Origin of the sequence: Bosea vestrisii (genome assembly GCF_030144325.1) — a bacterium.
GTDB classification, from domain to species: domain Bacteria; phylum Pseudomonadota; class Alphaproteobacteria; order Rhizobiales; family Beijerinckiaceae; genus Allobosea; species Allobosea vestrisii_A.
This window is the reverse complement of the sequence record NZ_CP126307.1, coordinates 3,989,543-4,006,928: the sequence shown is the minus strand read 5'-3', so window position 1 is coordinate 4,006,928 and position 17,386 is coordinate 3,989,543. Positions and strand designations below refer to the sequence as shown.

Here is a 17,386-nt window from a genome sequence, read left to right as displayed (position 1 = left end):
AGGATGCGCTGGCAGCGTCATGCCATTTCGATGGAAGCTGGATGCACGACAGGCGTGCATCCAGCCTGCCTCGTTCAGCCGGCGACCGGCTCGACGCCGCACCATTCGGCGACGAAGAGCGCCATGGTACCAGTGATGCGCTTCAGCGAGGCCAGGCTGACGCGCTCGTCGAAGGCATGGATGTTCTGCGAGATCGGCCCGTAGCAGAGTGCCGGCACCTTGTCGTAGAGCGCATAGACGCGGGTATCGAGATAGCCGGGAGTCATGAAGCTCTTCAGCGTCTTGCCGGTCGAGCCCTGATGGGCGCGGCTGAGCACGGCCTCCGCCTCGCTGCCGGGCTCGAGCACATAGCCCTCCGACCAGAAGCCATTGAAGACGACCTTGGGCGGGTTGTTCGAGGGGAAGTTGTCGGTGCGGGCGAAGGCCAGAACCTTGGCCTCGATGCGCTGGCCGAGCTCTTCGGCCGACATGCCGGGATAAAGCCCGATGCGGCAATCGACCCTGCACCAGCACGGTACCGACGACGCCCAGTCGCCGCCCTCGATCTTGCCGATGTTGAGGTTGATCGGATGGGCGACGTCCTCGAAATGCGGCCGGCCGATCTTCTCGCGATTGAGTTCCTCCTCGAGCTCGCGCAGCGCGCCGACGATGCGATAAGCCGCATCGATGGCGTTAGCGCCGATGCCCATCTCGCGGACATGCACCGGCTCGCCGCGAACCTCGAACTGGAACCAGAGCACGCCGGTATTGGCACGCACGAGCATCTCCTCCTCCGGCTCGGGGATCAGCACGGCGTCGGCCTTGTAGCCACGCAGATGCGTCATCAGCGCACCGTTGCCGGTCGATTCCTCCTCGACCACCGACTGGACGTAGACGGTCGCAGCCGGCTGCAGGCCGATGCGCCGGAGCGCGTCGAGGCAGAAGAGGTTCGCCGCGCCGCCAGCCTTCATGTCGGCACCGCCGCGGCCATAGAGCCAGTCGCCGTCGACGACCGGGTCGAAGGGCGGATGGGTCCAGAGCTCGGCCGGGCCGGTCGGCACCACGTCGACATGCGCCTGCAGGATCAGCGAGCGCCCTTTCTCCTCGCGCGGATGATGGATGCCGACGACGATCGGTGCCTCGGAATGCGTATCCGAAAACGGCGCGCCACCGGGATGGTTGGCGATCGCCTCGCGGTCCATGGCGAAACGATCCATGGTGAAGCCGCGCGCTTTGAGGGCCCGGAAGACAAAGTCCTGGACGGTGTGCTCGTCGCCGCGCGTCGAGGGGAAGCGGATCATCTCCTGGGTGAAGGCGATCTGCTCGGCAAAGCCCGCCTCGACGGAGGCGAGGATGCGGTCGCGCAAGGCGAGGTCGAGCGGCATGGCTGGGGTCTCCGATACATAGGCAAGCGTTTGGCTAGCTCGTCATGGTCGGGCTTGACCCGACCATCTCGGAAACCAGCTATCTGGTCACGAGATTCTCGGGTCTCCGCTACGCTGCGCCCGAGAATGACGCATGGGCTCACCGCCCGAAACGCTCCCCGCCAGGGACGGCGGCGAGCAGTTGGCGGGTATACTCGTGCTGCGGGGCGGCGAAGAGCGCGGCGGTCGGACCGCTCTCGACGATCCTGCCGCGCTGCATCACCGCGATCTTGTCGCAGATCTGCGCGGCGACGCGCAGGTCGTGGGTGACGAACAGGATGGCGAGGCCGAGCCGCTGCTGGATGTCCTTGATCAGCATCAGGATCTGCGCCTGCACGGAGACGTCGAGCGCCGAGACCGCCTCATCCGCGACGAGCACGTCGGGTTCGAGCGCGAGCGCCCGGGCGATGCCGATGCGTTGGCGTTGGCCGCCGGAGAATTCGTGCGGGTAGCGGTCGATCGCATTGGCCGAGAGTCCGACCAGTTCGAGCAGTTCCTTGGCCCGCGCCAGCGCGTCCTTGCGCGAGACGCCGTGCGCGACCGGCCCGTCCGAGATGATCCGCCCGACCGTCTGGCGCGGGTTGAGCGACGCGAACGGATCTTGGAACACCATCTGGATGCGCTTGCGGTGCGGGCGCAGCGCCGCGACGCTGAGATCGGTGATGGCGAGATCGCCGAGCATGATGCGGCCGGAATCCGGCTCGATCAGGCGCAGGCAGCAGCGCCCGACCGTCGACTTGCCCGAGCCGGATTCGCCGACCAGCCCGAGCGTCTCGCCTCTGGCCAGCGTGAAGCTGACATCGTCGGCCGCCCTGACCTCGCGGCCAGGACGGAAGAAGGCGCGCTTGCGATAGACCTTGCCGAGGTTCTCGACGGTAAGCACCGGCTTGCTTTCCGGCAGCGGCGGCCGGTCCGGCGGCGTCAGCGAGGGCACGGCGGCGAGCAGCTTCTGGGTATAGGGATGGCGGGGTGAGCCGAGCACCTGATCGACGGTGCCCTCCTCGACCAGGACGCCCTTCTCCAGCACCGCGATGCGATCGGCGATCTCGGCGACGACGCCCATATCATGGGTGATGAAGAGGACGGCCGTGCCGTGCTTGTGGCGGAGATTGTCGAGCAGCTTGAGGATCTGCGCCTGCGTGGTCACGTCGAGCGCGGTCGTCGGCTCGTCGGCGATCAGCAGCTTGGGTTCGAGCGCCAGCGCCATCGCGATCATCACGCGCTGGCGCTGGCCACCGGAGAGTTCGTGCGGATAGGCGCGCGCCAGTCGCTCGGGCTCGGGCAGGCCAACCTCGGTCAGCAGAGCGAGCGCCCGCGCATAGCGCTCCGGCTTGCTCAGCAGCCGATGCGCCTCGAAGGTCTCGACGATCTGGTCGGCGACGCGCATCACCGGATTGAGCGAGGTCATCGGCTCCTGGAAGATCATGCCGACCTCGCGGCCGCGCACGTCCTGCATCGCGTCTTCCGAAAGAGCCAGCAAGTCGCGGCCGGCGAGCCTGATCGCGCCTGCGACCGGTTTCACCGCCCTCGGCAGCAGGCCCATCACCGCATGGGCGATCATCGATTTGCCGGAGCCGGATTCGCCGACGACGCAGAGCGTCTCGCCGGGCGCGATGCTGAGCGTCACATCCTCGACCGCGAAGGCGCGGTCGGCCAGCGACGGCAGAGCGAGCTTCAGGCCTTCGATCGCAAGAACGGGACCGGCCATCATTCCCTCTCCCGGGCGAGGCGCGGGTTCAGCGCGTCGTTCAGCCCCTCGCCGGCGAGGTTGAGGGCCAGCACGGTCAGGAAGATCGCAAAGCCCGGGAAGAAGCTGATCCACCAGGCGTCGAGCAGCCGCGTGCGGCCGGCGCCGACCATGTAGCCCCAGCTCATCAGGTTGGGATCGCCGAGGCCGAGGAAGGAGAGCGAGGATTCCAGCAGGATCGCCGAACCGATCATCAGCGAGCCCATGACGATGATCGGCGCGATCGTATTGGGCAGGACCTGGCTCCAGATGATGCGCGAAGTCGGCTGGCCGATGGTGATCGCGGCCTGGACGTATTCGCGCGTCTTCAGCGAGAGCACCTCGCCGCGCACCAGCCGCGCCACCGGCGGCCAACTGACCACGCCGATCGCGAGCACGATCGAGCCGAGCTTGGGTTGCAGGATCGCGACCAGCACGATGGCGAGCGCAAACGACGGAATAGTCTGGAAGAACTCGGTGAAGCGCATCAGCGCATCATCGACGATCCCGCCGGCATAGCCCGCGATCGCGCCGAGCGGCACCCCGATCAAGAGCGCGACAATCGTCGAGACCAGCCCGATCGTCAGCGAGACGCGGGCGCCATGTGCCAGGCCGGAGGCGATGTCGCGCCCGAGCGTGTCGGTGCCGAGCGGGAAGCGCTCCATCACGAAGGGGGCGAGGAAGGGCCGCGCCACCGTCCGCCAGGGCGATTGCGGATAGAGCGAGGGCGCGAGGATGGCGAAGAGCACCACCGCGATCAGGATAGCAAGGCCGATCAGGGCGCCGCGATTGCGAGAAAAGCGCTTGAGGAAGCTCATGACACCGCCTCGATGCGCGGATCGGCCAGCCGGTAGACGATATCGGTCAGAATGTTGAAGCCGACGACCATGGCCGAGGAGATGAAGAAGACGCCGAGCAGCACCGAATAATCGCGCTGGACGAGCGCGTCGAACATCAGCCGGCCGATGCCGGGCCAGGCGAAGACGGTCTCGGTCAGGACAGCGCCGCCGACCAACTGGCCGGCCTGCAGCCCCGCCAGCGTCACGACCGGCAGGATGGCGTTGCGCGCGACGTGTCGGCGCGAGATCACGCCGGGACTGAGCCCCTTGGCGCGGGCGGTCTTGACGAAGTCGGCGCCGGCGACCTCGAGCATAGAGGCCCGCATCATCCGCGCATAAAGCGCGGTGAAGAACAGGCCGAGCGTCAGAGCCGGCAGGACGAGATGGCTGGCGATGTCGAGCGCACGAGCGAGCCCTGTATAGTTCGCGCCGATGCTCTCGTAGCCGACATTGGGTACGAGACCGAGCTTCAGCGAGAAGACGATCTGGCTCATGAGCGCGACCCAGAACAGCGGCGTCGCATAGAAGACCAGCGCCAGCGTGGTGATGACGCTGTCCTGCCAACGGCCGGCGCGGCGGGCGGCGAGCGCGCCCATCAAGGTCCCTAAGCCGAGCGAGACCAGAAAGGCGGCGCCGGTGAGCAGCAGCGTTGCCGGCAAACGGTCGAGGATCAGGCTCAGCACCGTCTGCTGCTGGCGGTAGCTGAAGCCGAGATCGAAGGTGAGATAGCCCTTCAAATAGACCCAGAGCTGGGTCAGCAGCGGCTGGTCGAGGCCGAAGCGCTCGCGTAGCTGGATCAGCAATTGCTCGTCGGCGGCACCGGCCTCGCCGGCCAGCACCTGCGCCGGATCGCCCGGCGCGGCACGGATCAGGAAGAAGTTCAGCACCGCGATGGCGAAGAGGACGACGATCCCCTTCGCGAGCCGGCCAGCGAGGAATTGCGCGAGGTTCATTCAGGTTACCCGGCTGGGCGCGCACCCTTCTCCCCTTGCGGGAGAAGGTGGCAGCGCGCAGCGCTGACGGATGAGGGGTCTCGCGACGATTGCCGCGTCGGCGGATGGCATGGTCGAGGTTCGGAGAGGGCAGCGCGACCCCTCATCCGGCGCTGCGCGCCACCTTCTCCCGCAAGGGGAGAACGGAAGGCGAGCAAGCCCCTTCACTCCTTCCAGGCATCACGGAAACCGTCGTCGACGCCGATGCCGGTGGTGACGAGGTTCTTGACATTGCAGCGATAGATGGTCGGGAAATCCATCTCGAGCAGCCAGAGCACCGGCAGCTCGTCGGCCAGGAGCTTCTGCACCTTGGTGTAGAGGTCCTGGCGCTCCTTATCGGTCGGCGCGATCGCCGCCTCGGCGAAGAGCTTGTCGACCTCGGGATTCGAGTAGCCGCCGACATTGGCGAAGGGATTGCCCTTGGCGATGTTGCTGGTGATGTAGCTGCGCGCCACGCCCATGGCGGGGTCGCCGAGCTGGTAGAGGAAGTTGAAATTGAGGTCGAAGTCCCAGTTGCTGGCCTTCTGCGTCCAACCCGGCACGTCGGTGTTCTCGACCTGCACCTTGACCCCGACATCCTCGAGGTTCTGCTTGATCGCCTCGGTCCAGCGGGTCCAAGTCTCGCCATAAGGCAGGTTGAGCAGCCGGATCGTCTCGCCCTTGTAGCCGGACGCCTTGATCAGCTCCTTCGCCTTGGCCGGATCGAAAGCGTATTTCGGCACGTCGGCCGAATAGAACTTGGTCTTCGACGAGATCGGACCGGTCGGCAGCTTGCCGAGCCCGCCCCAGACCACCTCGCGGCCGAATTCGCGGTCGATCGCGTACATCAGCCCCTGGCGGAACTGCTTATTGCCCAAAATGCCGTTGCGGACGTTCGGCGTCAGCCAGGCATGAGGGGCGAACATCTCCCAGCCCTTGGTGGTCATGCAGGTGTTGGGCAGCTTGGAGAGCCGCGCCACGTCGTAGACGTCGACCGAGCCGCCGGTCAGCACGTCGACCTTGCCGGTCTCGTAGGCGACGGCGCGCGCCGCCGCGTCCGGGATGATCTGCCAGTAGATCTCGTCGAGGTTCGGCTTGCCCTTCAGCCAGTAGTTCTCGTTCTTGACGAGGTGGATGTAGGAGCCCTTCTTCCACTCCTTCAGCTTGAACGGGCCGGTGCCGATCGGCGTATTGTTGGCCGGATTGGCCCGATAATCGGTGCCGTCATAGATGTGCTTGGGGATCATCGGCGCGGAGGCGACCTCCTGCGTCATGATCAGCGGGCCGAAGGGCTGCTTCAGCGTGATCTTCACGGTGAGGTCGTCGACCTTCTCGATTGTCTCGACCTGGGCATTGACGATCGGGCGCCAGCGCGGATGGACCTCGCGCAGGAACTTGTCGAGGGTGAAGACGACATCGTCGGCCGTGAACGGCTTGCCGTCATGCCAGGTCACGCCCTCCTGCAGCTTGAAGGTGTAGACCTTGGCGTCCGGCGAGATCTCCCAGCTCTTGGCGAGCGAGGGCTGCGGATTCAGCTTCTCGTCATAGCGCAGCAGGGATTCGTAGATGTTGCCGGCGACCATGTTGGTCGGGCCGTTCTGGTTGAGCCCCTGCATCAGCATCGGCGGCTCGGGCTGGACGACGACGTGAACGGTGCCGCCCTTCTTGGGTGTCTGCGCCTGGGCCACGCCGAGCGCCAGGACGGAGGCGGCGAGCGCCAGGCCAAATCTCAATCCGGTCATCGTCGTTCTCCGTTCCCAGCGCCGGGATCCGCAGCACGCAGCGGCCCAAGCGTCCCCGTTTTTCATTCACCGGCCAGCTGAGGCGGATCGCACCCGATCAGGCGCCCGTTGGCAAGCTCTGCCGTCATGAAAGCGAGAGACAAATTCCGTGTCAAGGATTGACATGCCGTGTTATTAGGCGACACGCTCAGCAAACGAACATGGCGCAGCCTTCAGGTGCAATGAATCAGGAAGATCGGGACAGGGCCGCACAATTGCCGCCAGGCGTTCCCATCGTCAGGGCTGTCGATCGCGCCATCGCCTTGCTCAGGGCCTTCCGCCCGGAGCACCCGCGGCTCGGCCTCAGCGAACTGGCGCGACAAGTCGGCCTCGACAAGGGCACGACGCGGCGCCTCCTGCTTACGCTCCAGCTCAACGAGCTGGTCGAATACGACGAACATGCACAGAGCTATGCGCTGGCCGTCGGGCTGATCGAGCTCGGCAGCGCCGTGACGACCGGCCGCGAATTACGCGACATCGCCGGTCCCTATCTGACCGAGATCGCCGAGAAGACCGGCGCAACCGCCTTCCTCTGGGTCCATATCGCCGGGCGAGGGCTCTGCGTCGACCGGGTGCGCGCCTCGCTGCCGCATGTCGATGCCACCTGGTTCGCGGTCGGCGGGCAGGCGCCGCTGAACTGTGGTGGCGGCCCGCGCGTGCTGCTGGCTTTTCTCGATGACGATCAGCGCCGGCTGGCGCTGTCGCTCGATCTGCCCAAGCGTGCTCCAGCGAGCCAGACTGATCCCAACCTGCTCTGGCGCGAGGCCGAGCGCATCCGCGCGCAGGGCTGGGAGCTTGCCGCTGACGATTTCTTCATCGGCCTCACCGGCGTCGGCGTGCCGATCTTCGACCGAAGCGGCGCGCTCGCCGGGGCGCTCAGCATCTCATCGCTGACCTCGATCGTCGCGCCGGAAGGCCATCCGGTGCATCTCGACGCGTTGCGCGATGCGGCAGCGCGGATCGGCGCGCGCGTGCTGCCGGCCTGAGCTAGCGCTCGATCCGGGTCGACAGGATGATCGAGGACATGGTGCGTTCGACGCCTTCGAGCGCACCGATCCGGTCGATCAGCCCGTCGAGCTCGCCGATCGAGGGCGCGACCACCACGGCGATCATGTCGAACTGGCCACTGACCGAATGCAGCGTCCTGATTTCGGGAATGCGGCGTAGCTCGGCCTCGACCCGGGCCGCGAGCTTCGGCAGGGCGGTGATCAGCACATGCGCCTTGACCTGGCCCTTCTCATAATCCTCCGAGAGCCGCGCCGTATAGCCGGCGATGACGCCGCGACGCTCCAGCCGCTCGATCCGGCTCTGCACGGTGGTGCGCGACAGGCCGAGCTTGCGGCCGAGTTCGGCCACCGGAGCGCGGGCGTTCTCGGTGAGCAGGGTCAGAAGCTGGCGGTCAGTCTGGTCAATCGGCATAACGCCGAGACCTTACGGCGTTTCGCTGAAAAATCCCATATGAATCGTCGCGTCGCCGGCTTCTAACCGACGAGACCTTGGGTGACTCTGTCTTTCAGAAACAGATTCATCGGGGGAACCATGAAAAACGTGGTCGTCATCGGCGCCGGCAAGATCGGCGCAACCATCGCCGACCTGCTCGGCGCCACCGGGGATTACCGCGTGGTGATCGCCGACCGCTCCAACGAACAGCTCGCCGCGATCAGGACCAGCCCGACGATCTCGACCCGCAGGGTCGACATCACCGACGACGCCGAGCTCGCCCAGGTCCTGAATGGCGCCTTCGCCGTGCTCTCGGCCGCCCCTTACGATCTGACGACGCGGATCGCCGAAGCCGCCGCGGCGCAAGGCGTGCATTACCTCGACCTGACCGAGGACGTCGCCTCGACGCGGCGCGTCAAGGAGCTGGCGCTGACCGCCAAGGCGGCGCTGATCCCGCAATGCGGGCTGGCGCCCGGCTTCATCTCGATCGTCGCCGCCGACCTCGCCCGCGATTTCGACCAGCTGGATAGCCTCAAGCTCAGGGTCGGCGCGCTGCCGCAATATCCGTCCAACGCGCTGAACTACAACCTGACCTGGAGCACGGACGGGGTCATCAACGAGTATTGCGAGCCCTGCGAAGCCGTCGTCAACGGCGAACGCGTGCTGGTTCCGGCGATGGAAGAGCGCGAGGAGTTCTCGCTCGACGGCATCACCTACGAGGCCTTCAACACCTCGGGCGGGCTCGGCACGCTATGCGACACGCTCGCCGGCAAGGTGCGCACGCTGAACTACCGGACGATCCGCTATCCCGGCCATTGCGCGATCATGAAGGCGCTGCTGCAGGATCTGCGCCTGTCCGAGCGCCGCGACGTGCTGAAGGACATCTTCGAGAACGCCCTGCCGAGCACCCTGCAGGACGTGGTCGTGATCTTCGTCACCGCCAGCGGGCGCCTGAACGGCCGGCTGACCCAGCAGACCTATGCCAACAAGGTCTACAGCGCCGTGGTCGGCGGCGTGATGCGCAGCGCCATCCAGATCACGACGGCCTCCGGCATCTGCGCCGTGCTCGACCTGCTCGCCCAGGGCAAGCTGCCGCAAAAGGGCTTCGTCAAGCAGGAGGATATCGGCTTCGACGCCTTCCTCGCCAACCGCTTCGGCCGCGCCTATGCCCGGCCCGAGGATCTCGGCAACGCGCCCGGCGAGAGCCACGCGGCGCGCGCCGCCTGACCGGCGCCAAGCATAATCCTCCCCTGCCCGCAAGCGGGCGAACGCAAGGGGTGCATGAGCGGGTGCGGGCTGGCAGCGGCCCGCTCCCGCGCTAGAACAAGAAAAATAGTTCCATAGGGAACGTTTCCGGGGGAATGACCAAACGATGGCCAGACGCGTCCTGATCGCGGAATTCATGCACGAGACGAACACCTTCAGTGTTCAGCTCACCGATGAGGCGGTGTTTCGCCATCACGGCGTCTTTCGCGACAACGAGGTGCCGGCCGCTTTCCAGGGTACGCGCACCTCGATGGGCGCAGCTTTCGAAGCGGCCGAGAAATTCGGCTGGAGGCTCGCCCATCCGCTGGTCACCGGCGCCAACCCGTCCGGTCGCGTCACCGAGGCGGCCTTTGACGTCTTTGCCGGCATGATCCTCGCCGCCTGCGAGCGACTTGACGGCGTGCTGCTCCACCTGCACGGCGCCATGGCGACGGAAAGCTCCGATGACGGCGAAGGCGAGCTCCTGAAGCGCATCCGCGCCAAGGTCGGTCCCGATGTGCCGGTCGTCGCGGTGCTCGACCTGCACGCGACGCTTACTCAGCTGATGGCCGATAACGCCAATGCGCTGATCTCCTACAGGACCTATCCGCATATCGACCAGTATGAGCGGACCTGGCAGGCGGCGGAGCTGCTGGAACGGGCGATGAAGGGGCAGATCAAGCCACGCGTCGCGGTGGCGCGTCGACCAATTCTCTACGCTCTCGATGGCGGGCGCACGACCTCGCCGCCGTTCATGGAGCTGCTACGCCGGGGCGACGCACTGGAAGCGGCGGGCGATGCGCTCGTGGTCAGCGTCCAGGCCGGCTTTTCCTCGGCCGATGTCCACGATATCGGCCCCTCCATCGCCGTCACCCACGACGATCGCGGCAAGGCGCAGGCCATCGCCGAGCAACTGATGGACTATGCCTGGGAGCAGCGGCACTTCTCCTCGATCCACTTCACCCCGCTGAAGGAAGCGATGGCCAAAGCCAAGGCGGGCGAAGGCACGCTCGGGCCCGAGGCCAGCGGCAAGCCGCTGGTGATCTCCGACTATTCCGACAATCCGGGCTCCGGGGCCTATGGCGACGCGACCAACCTGCTGCGCGCCGTGCTCGATGCCGGCCTGAAGAATGTCGGCTTCCATGCCATCCGCGATCCCGAGGCCGCGCTCGCGGCGCAGGCGGCCGGCGTCGGCAATCGGCTCAAGCTCAAGCTCGGCGGCAAGGTCGATCCGAACACCGGTGGCGGACCGCTGGAGCTCGACGCCCATGTCGTGGCACTGACCGACGGGCATTTTATCTGCTACGGGCCGATGGCCGGCGGCGTCTGGCGCAATTACGGCCTCTCGGCCCTGCTGCGGGTCGACGATGTCGAGATCATCGTCATCACCCATAACGGCCAGGCGACCGACCTTGCCCAGTTCACCTCGCTCGGCGTCGACCCCACGCGCAAATCGACTGTCATCGTCAAGTCGATGCAGCATTTCCGCGCCGCTTTCGAGCCGATCGCCCGCGAGGTGGTCGAGGTCGACACCGGCGCACTCTCGACCAAGAATTTCAAGGAGCGCCCCTACCAGAAGGTGCGCCGCCCGATCTTCCCGCTCGACGACATCTGAGCGAGGTTTGAGCCCCGACGAGACGACCGGCCAAAAAAGGCGCCGGCGGCGACAAGACTGGAGGACGCCTCGATGGCGAGGACGACGGAGACAGCGGTATGAGCGTCAAGGCCGATATCGTGCTGCGTGGCGGGCCGATCTGGTGTGGCCGTGAGGAGGGCGTGGTCGAGGCGCTGGCGCTCTGGGGCGACAAGGTGCTCGCCACCGGCAAGGAGGCGGAGATCGCCGAACTGGTCGGCCCGTCGACCCGCGTCATCGACCTCGCCGGCCGGCTGGCGACGCCGGGACTGAACGATTCCCATCTGCACCTGATCTCGGTTGGCCTGACCATGGACTGGGTCGATGCCCGGCCCGCCGCGGCGCCGACGCTGGAGGCACTGCTCGGCCAGATCGCGGCCCGTGCGGCGAAGTCGAAGCCCGGCGAGTGGGTGCTGGCGCGCGGCTACGACCAGACCAAACTCGACACCGGCCGCCATCCCTTCCGCGAGGAACTCGACCGCGCCTCCCCGAACAATCCGGTGATGCTGGTCCGGACCTGCGGCCACATCTCGATCTGCAATTCGAAGGCGCTGGCGCTCGGTGGCATCGACGAGACTTCGCCGACGCCGCCGGGCGGGTTGATCGAGCAGCAGAACGGCCGTCTCACCGGCATGCTGGCGGAGAATGCCCGCGCCCCGGTCAAGGCCGCGATTCCGGCACCGAGCGAGGAGCAGCTCCTCGCTGCGATCGAGCGCGGCGGGCAATATCTGCTATCGCTCGGGATCACCAGCTGCATGGACGCAGCGGTCGGGATGGTCACCGGCTTCAACGAGATCGCGGCCTACCACAAGGCCAAGCGCGATGGCCGTTTGCCTGTGCGCACCTGGCTTGCCCTGCTTGGCGACGAGGGTCGCTCGATCGTGCCGCAATGCCATGATGCGGGGCTGATCTCCGGCACCGGCGACGAGATGCTGATGATCGGGGCGGTCAAGATCTTCTTGGACGGCTCGGCCGGCGGACGCACCGCCTGGATGAGCGAGCCCTATCGCGGCGAGGACAAGACCACCGGCGTCCAGATGCTCTCGGACGAAGATCTGGAGCGCCAGGTGCTGGATGCCCATGCCAAGGGCTACCAGCTCGCCTGCCATGCCATCGGCGATGCGGCGATCGAGCAATTGATCACCGCCTATGAGAAGGCGCTGGCGGCCCATCCCGATCCCGACCGGCGCCACCGCATCGAGCATTGCGGCTTCTCGACGCCGCAGCAGCACGAGCGCATGGTCAAGGCCGGCATCTACCCCTGCCCGCAACAGGTCTTCATCCACGATTTCGGCGACGCCTATATCAAGGTGCTCGGCGACGAGCGGGCGCTGCCGAGCTACCCGTTCCGGACCTGGTTCGACCTTGGCCTGAAGCCGGCGACCGGCAGCGACGCGCCGGTCTGCGATCCCGACCCGTTCCCGAACTTCCACACCATGCTGACGCGCCAGACCTGGCGCGGCACGGTGATGGATGAGCGTCAGCGCGTCTCGATCGAGGAAGCCCTGCAGGCCTACACCGAATACGGCGCCTTCTCGCAGAAGCAGGAAACTGTGAAGGGCAAGCTCGTGCCCGGCTTCCTCGCCGACGTCGCCGTGTTCTCGCGCGATCTGCTCTCGGCCGCGCCGGAACATATCCTCAGGGATACCCGCTGCGACCTCACCATTCGCGGCGGCAAGGTTGTCTACGAGCGTTCGGGTGCCTGAACGCGCTGCACAATCGAAACAAGAAGACAGGGCGGAAAAGCCCGCTAAGGTCTCAGATGGAACGAATATCGGCGCCGGCCAACGGCGCCGACCTCAAAAGAGTTCACCAACAAATTGGGAGGTTTCAACGTGTTGAAAAAGCTTGCCTTCACGACCGCGCTGACATTCGCGGCGTTCACCCTGCAGGCGCAGGCCCAGGAGCCGCGCCGCGGCGGCACGATCCGCTTCACCGCGCCCTACGGCGCGTCCTTCGTCAGCAATGACAGCCATGTCTCGAACCAGATTCAGGACGAGATCTACGGCTATGCGCTGCACGGCATGCTCTACAAATGGGACGCGAAGAACAGCAAGCCGGTGCTCGACATCGCCAAGAGCGTCGAAGTCTCGGCCGACGGCAAGACCTACACCTACAAGCTGCGCGATGAGGCGCTCTTCCACAACGGCCGCAAACTGACGGCCGACGACGTCATCTGGTCTTACACAAGGATCATGGATGGTTCGAAGAACTATCCCGGCGCGCGCTATGTCGCCCGTATCGTCGGCGCGACCGAAGTCCAGAAGGGCCAGGCCAAGGAAATCTCCGGCCTGAAGAAGATCGACGATTCCACCTTCTCGATGACGCTGACCGACAAGGCCGATCCCGGCTACTTCCTGTTCCAGGCGCAGACCGCGATCCTGCCGGCCAAGGAAGCGCAAGCCGCCGGCTTCTTCGACAAGCCGATCGGCCTTGGGCCCTTCAAATTCGTCGAACACGTGCCGGGATCGCGCATGGTCTTCGAGCGCTGGGAGAAATATTATCTGGCCGGCAAGCCCTATGCCGACAAGCTCGTGATCTCGCCGATGGGCGAGGCGGCGGCGCGCGACGTCGCCTTCCGCAACAAGGAGGTCGACGTCTCGATCCTGGGCTCGACCCAGTACGTCGCCTATAAGGCCGATCCTAACCTGTCGAAGGGCATTCTGGAGGTCGCCGAGGTCTTCACCCGCAATATGGGCATGAACCCGACCTTCAAGCCCTTCTCCGACAAGCGGGTGCGCCAGGCGATCAACTACGCCATCGACAGCGAGCTGATCATCAAGCGTCTCGTCCGCGACAAGGCCTATCGCGCCGCGAGCTGGCTGCCGCTGTCCTCGCCGGCCTTCGACAAGGACGCCAAGCCCTACGCCTTCGATCCGGAGAAGGCCAAGAAGCTCCTGGTCGAGGCCGGCTATCCCGATGGCTTCGAGTTCGAATGGGTCGCGACCCCGAACGAGAGCTGGGGCGTTCCGATCGTCGAGGCGACGATCCCGATGCTCGCCAAGGTCGGCATCAAGGTGAAGGTCAAGCCGGTCGAGACTTCGGCGCTCGGCGGCGTCGTCGTAGGCGGTGACTTCCAGGCCTATATCTGGTCGAACACCTCAGGCCCGGACACGCTGACGGCGCTGAAGTGCTTCCACTCCTCGACGCCGCGCTCGTCCTGCAACTACACCACCTTCAAGAACGCGGGCTACGACAAGCTGATCGACGACGCCTCGAACGAAGCCGATCCGGCCAAGCAGCTCGACCTCCTGAAGAAGGCCAATGCCCTGCTGCAGGAGGAAGCGCCGGTCTGGTTCTTCAACTACAACAAGGCGGTGCTGGCCTATCAGCCCTGGCTGCACGGGCTTCAGCCGAACTCGACCGAGCTCGCGCTGCAGCGCTACGAGGACCTCTGGGTCGACACCACCTCGCCGGCGGCGAAGTAAACTCATCCTGAGCCCCCGCCGTCACATGACGGCGGGGGCTTGCCCGCCTCCGCCCGTCGGTCACGACCCGCGCTAGCGGCCTCAGGAGCCTTCTGTCATGTTGCCTTACGTCTTTCGCCGGCTGCTGCAGGCCATTCCGATCCTGCTGGCGGTCGCGGCGCTGATCTTCGTGCTGTTCAGCGTCATCCCCGGCAATTTCGCCACCAGCCAGATGGCCGACGGGCGCAGCAATATCGACGCCGCGACCATTGCCCGCATGAACGAGCAGTTCGGCCTCAACGACCCGCTGCCGCTGCGCTTCGCAAAATATGTCGGCGGGCTCGCGACCTTCGATCTCGGCGATTCCTTCCGCACTCGCCAACCGGTCACCAACCTGATCGGCGAGCGGCTCTGGCCGAGCCTCCAGCTTGCGCTCGCGGCGATGTTCTTCGCCATCGTCATCGGCGTGCCGCTCGGTTTCCTGGCTGCGCTGAAGCCGGGAAGCTGGGTCGACATGTTCTCGATGGTCTTCGCTGTCTCGGGCCTGTCGCTACCGATGTTCTGGCTCGGCCTGCTCCTGATGTACTTCTTCGCGCTGACGCTGAACTGGTTCCCGAGCTTCGGCTATGGCGATGGCGATCCGCGCTACATCGTGCTGCCGGCGATCGCGCTCGGCGTCTCGCCATTAGCCCTACTCGCCCGCACCTCCCGCGCCGCCGTGCTCGAGATCCTGCACGCCGACTTCGTCCGCACCGCCCGCGCCAAGGGCGCCAGCGCCTACCGGGTGATGCGCTGGCACGTCGCCCGCAACGCACTGGTCATCGTCCTGACCACGCTCGGCCTGCAGTTCGGCTCGGTCCTCGGCCAGGCGGTCGTCGTCGAGAAGCTCTTCGCCTGGCCGGGACTCGGCTCCCTCCTGGTCGACAGCGTCACCTGGCGCGACATCCCGGCGGTGCAGGGCTGCATCCTGACGATCGTGCTCTTCTTTCTCGTCGTGAACATCGCCGTCGACGTGCTCTGCGCCGTCGTCGATCCGCGCATCAAGTACAGCTAGGCCGCTCCGATGAAGTTCCGTGCCAACCTCTGGATCGGCGCCACCTGCTTTGCGCTCGTCGTGGCAGGCGGCGTCTTCGCGCCCTGGCTCGCCCATACCGACCCGGTCATGGACGCCAACCTAATGAACGCCGAGGTCCCACCGGGATCCGAATTCTGGTTCGGCACCGATGCGCAGGGCCGGGACATCTACAGCCGTGTGCTGCATGGCGCGCGCATCTCGCTGACGATCGGGATCGTCTCGCAATTGATCAACACGCTGATCGGCGTCGCGCTCGGCCTCTCCGCCGGCTACTGGGGCGGCTGGTGGGACGATTTCGTCAACGGCCTCACCAACATGATGCTCGCCATCCCCTCGCTGATCTTCGCATTGGCGATCATGGCGATCCTGCAGCCGGGCCTCACCAGCCTGCTGATCGCGCTCGGCCTGACCAACTGGTCCTTCACCTGCCGCCTGACGCGGGCAGCGACCCTGTCGGTCAAGTCGCTCGGCTATGTCGAGGCCGCCCGTTCGCTGGGCTACGGCACCTTCCGGATCATGTTCACGCAGATCCTGCCGAACATCGCCGGCCCGATCATTGTGATCGGCACGCTCGGCATGGGCGGCGCGGTGCTGGCCGAAGCCTCGCTCTCCTTCCTCGGCCTCGGCATCCGCCCGCCCTTCCCGAGCTGGGGCTCGATGCTGTCGGATGCGCGCGACCAGATCTCGACCGCGCCCTGGATCTCGATCTTCCCGGGTCTCGCCATTTTCCTGACCGTGCTTGGCCTCAACCTGCTCGGCGACGGCCTGCGCGACATCCTCGATCCGCACTCGCAGACCCGCAAGGCCTGAACTCCCCCTTCCGACGAGAGCCTATCCCGTGACCACCACCGACCTCGACGACGGCCCGCTCGAAACCATCAGCTTCATCGGCCTGAAACCCGGCCCAAAACTGATCGTCACCGGCGCCGTCCATGGCAACGAGCCCTGCGGGCCGGCCGCGATCAGGCGCGCCATCGAGGATTGCCGGGCGGGGCGGATCAAGATCCTGCGCGGCGAGGTCACCTTCCTGCCCGTCACCAACCCCAAGGCCTTCCGCCAGAAGACGCGCGAGGGTGATCGCAACTTCAACCGCGACCTGCGCGAGCGCCCGCTCGCAGGCGACTACGAGGACCGGATCGGCAACCCTGTCTGCGCGCTGCTGCGCCAGCACGATGTGCTGCTCGACATCCACTCCTTCCGGCAGGAGGGCGAGCCCTTCGTCTTCTTCGGACCCGGCAATAATCGTGGCGCGCTCGAACCCTTCGCCAGGGCCGAAGAGGAAATGGCGCTCGCCTCATGCCTCGGCGTCGCGACCGCGATCCATGGCTGGCTCGACAATTACGCCCGGCTGCTCGACATCCGCGCGCGCCTGCCGGTGCCGAAGCTCAATGTGACCGAGGGCTATGGCACGACCGAGTTCATGCGCTTCTGCGGCGGTTATGCAGTGACGCTGGAATGCGGCACGCATGACGATCCGAAGGCCGCCGATATCGGCCATGCCGCGATCCGCAACACGCTGGCGCAATTGCAAATGGTCGACGCTGCCCTCCCACCCGCAGCGCTCAGCGACGTGATCGAGATGGTCGAGGTCCTGCTCTGCGAGGCGGAAGGCGACCGCGCCGAGACGGGCTGGCGCACCGGGGACGCAGTCAAGGCCGGCGCCGCCCTCGCCCATCGTGCCGACGGCTCCAGGGTGACGGCATCGCGCGACGGCTACATCATCTTCCCGAATACCGCGCCCAAGCTCGGCGAGGCGATCTGCCATTTTGGCGTCGCCAGCAGCCGACGCATCGGCGGCTGAGCTTCGGCCCCGGAACTCGATCTTGCGCCGCGGCTCGATAGCGGCAACATGCCGCCGCGATCTCA

Annotated in this window: 14 protein-coding genes; 8 read left to right on the top strand and 6 right to left on the bottom strand. The window is 66.1% G+C overall.

All coding sequences use genetic code 11. From position 1 onward, the window contains the following. Positions 1-74: 74 nt before the first annotated feature. The 5 genes from QO058_RS19745 to QO058_RS19725 all read right to left on the bottom strand — a co-directional run bounded on the left by QO058_RS19745 (position 75) and on the right by QO058_RS19725 (position 6,681). Complete coding sequence (locus QO058_RS19745; RefSeq protein WP_284167966.1) at positions 75-1,364, bottom strand: ArgE/DapE family deacylase; 1,290 nt, start codon at positions 1,362-1,364, stop codon at positions 75-77. 139 nt (positions 1,365-1,503) lie between these two features. Then, positions 1,504-3,111, bottom strand: coding sequence for an ABC transporter ATP-binding protein (locus QO058_RS19740; protein WP_284167965.1), 1,608 nt, complete (start codon positions 3,109-3,111; stop codon positions 1,504-1,506). Beyond that, positions 3,111-3,947, bottom strand: a complete 837-nt coding sequence (locus tag QO058_RS19735; protein ID WP_284167964.1) for an ABC transporter permease — start codon at positions 3,945-3,947, stop codon at positions 3,111-3,113. Before QO058_RS19735 ends, QO058_RS19740 begins: the two co-directional genes overlap by 1 nt. After that, the gene (locus QO058_RS19730; RefSeq protein ID WP_284167963.1) at positions 3,944-4,921 is read right to left on the bottom strand and encodes an ABC transporter permease; all 978 of its coding nucleotides are present in this window, start codon (positions 4,919-4,921) and stop codon (positions 3,944-3,946) included. The genes QO058_RS19735 and QO058_RS19730 overlap by 4 nt, the downstream gene beginning before the upstream one ends. Positions 4,922-5,124: 203 nt before the next feature. After that, positions 5,125-6,681, bottom strand: coding sequence for an ABC transporter substrate-binding protein (locus QO058_RS19725; protein ID WP_284167962.1), 1,557 nt, complete (start codon positions 6,679-6,681; stop codon positions 5,125-5,127). A gap of 200 nt (positions 6,682-6,881) precedes the next feature. Between QO058_RS19725 and QO058_RS19720 the strand changes: the two genes are divergently transcribed. Continuing rightward, on the top strand, positions 6,882-7,706 hold the full coding sequence (locus QO058_RS19720) for an IclR family transcriptional regulator (protein WP_284167961.1): 825 nt from the start codon (positions 6,882-6,884) through the stop codon (positions 7,704-7,706). Between the two features lies 1 nt (position 7,707). Here the strand turns inward: QO058_RS19720 and QO058_RS19715 are convergent, their stop codons facing one another. Next, on the bottom strand, positions 7,708-8,139 hold the full coding sequence (locus QO058_RS19715) for an Lrp/AsnC family transcriptional regulator (RefSeq protein ID WP_284167960.1): 432 nt from the start codon (positions 8,137-8,139) through the stop codon (positions 7,708-7,710). A gap of 120 nt (positions 8,140-8,259) precedes the next feature. On the opposite strand from QO058_RS19715, the gene QO058_RS19710 reads away from it, so the two are divergent. From QO058_RS19710 to QO058_RS19680, 7 genes are all read left to right on the top strand, one after another. Then, positions 8,260-9,387 (top strand): saccharopine dehydrogenase family protein, encoded by a 1,128-nt coding sequence (locus QO058_RS19710; RefSeq protein ID WP_284167959.1) that lies wholly within the window; start codon positions 8,260-8,262, stop codon positions 9,385-9,387. 145 nt (positions 9,388-9,532) lie between these two features. Beyond that, positions 9,533-11,020 (top strand): M81 family metallopeptidase, encoded by a 1,488-nt coding sequence (locus QO058_RS19705; protein WP_284167958.1) that lies wholly within the window; start codon positions 9,533-9,535, stop codon positions 11,018-11,020. 98 nt (positions 11,021-11,118) lie between these two features. After that, positions 11,119-12,744 carry an amidohydrolase gene (locus QO058_RS19700; RefSeq protein ID WP_284167957.1) on the top strand — a complete coding sequence of 542 codons (1,626 nt, stop codon included), beginning with the start codon at positions 11,119-11,121 and terminating at the stop codon, positions 12,742-12,744. Positions 12,745-12,876: 132 nt separating this feature from the next. After that, the gene (locus tag QO058_RS19695; RefSeq protein WP_284172954.1) at positions 12,877-14,466 is read left to right on the top strand and encodes an ABC transporter substrate-binding protein; all 1,590 of its coding nucleotides are present in this window, start codon (positions 12,877-12,879) and stop codon (positions 14,464-14,466) included. A 97-nt stretch (positions 14,467-14,563) separates the two neighbouring features. Then, positions 14,564-15,499 carry an ABC transporter permease gene (locus tag QO058_RS19690; RefSeq protein ID WP_284167956.1) on the top strand — a complete coding sequence of 312 codons (936 nt, stop codon included), beginning with the start codon at positions 14,564-14,566 and terminating at the stop codon, positions 15,497-15,499. A 9-nt stretch (positions 15,500-15,508) separates the two neighbouring features. Continuing rightward, on the top strand, positions 15,509-16,330 hold the full coding sequence (locus QO058_RS19685; RefSeq protein ID WP_284167955.1) for an ABC transporter permease: 822 nt from the start codon (positions 15,509-15,511) through the stop codon (positions 16,328-16,330). Between the two features lie 28 nt (positions 16,331-16,358). Further along, positions 16,359-17,321: a succinylglutamate desuccinylase/aspartoacylase family protein gene (locus QO058_RS19680; RefSeq protein WP_284167954.1), complete on the top strand. Its 963-nt coding sequence runs from the start codon at positions 16,359-16,361 to the stop codon at positions 17,319-17,321. Positions 17,322-17,386: the final 65 nt, after the last annotated feature.